The sequence below is a fragment of the Pseudomonas sp. SWRI18 genome (assembly GCF_014268345.1).
GTDB classification, from domain to species: Bacteria; Pseudomonadota; Gammaproteobacteria; order Pseudomonadales; family Pseudomonadaceae; genus Aquipseudomonas; species Aquipseudomonas cedrina.
In genome coordinates, this window is the sequence record NZ_JACCQQ010000056.1 from 1 (window position 1) to 667 (window position 667).

Consider the following 667-nt stretch of genomic DNA (forward strand, 5'->3'; position numbering starts at 1 on the left):
CACGATGATCGGGCGCGCCTGGTACAGCGCGTCGATCCGGATGGTGCCCAGCACTTCAAATCTTATGACGACAAAGGCCGGCTGACGGTTGAGCAGGACCCGCTCGGGGCAATCATCGCGTATCAGTACAACGAAGCCGGGCGTTTGGTGGCGTTGTTTCCGGGGGACGATGAGCCGACGACCTACGAGCATGACAACGGTTTCGTACGGGTGGTGCGACGTGGCGAAGCGGTTTGGAAATATGAGCGTAATGACCAGGGCGACGTTACGCGCAGGACCGATCCCGACGGTAATGCTACCGACTACAGCTACAACAAATACGGACAACTGATTAGCGTTTGGTACCCCGATCACAGCTGTCATCGCTTAGTGTGGAATGCGCGTGGCCAGTTGCTTGAAGAGCAACTGCCGAATGGCGGCGTGAAGCGCTATCGCTACGACGATCTAGGCCGGCAAATTGCGCGCGAAGATGAACGCGGCGGGCTGACGCAGTATCAGTGGGATACCGCAGGCCGCTTGCTGAAACTGACTCAACCCGGTGGTGCCACGCGGGAATACAGCTACAACCCCTACGGAAAAATCACCTCCGAACGCGACGAACTGGGCCACGTCACCCGCTACGAATACGCCGACGGCCTGCACCTGATCAGCCGCCGCATCAATGCCG

The 667-nt window shown here is 59.1% G+C and carries 1 pseudogene; it reads left to right on the plus strand.

Annotation, left to right across the window (positions count from 1 at the left end):
- Positions 1-667: pseudogene (locus tag H0Z09_RS27175) on the plus strand (type IV secretion protein Rhs); the annotation flags it as partial.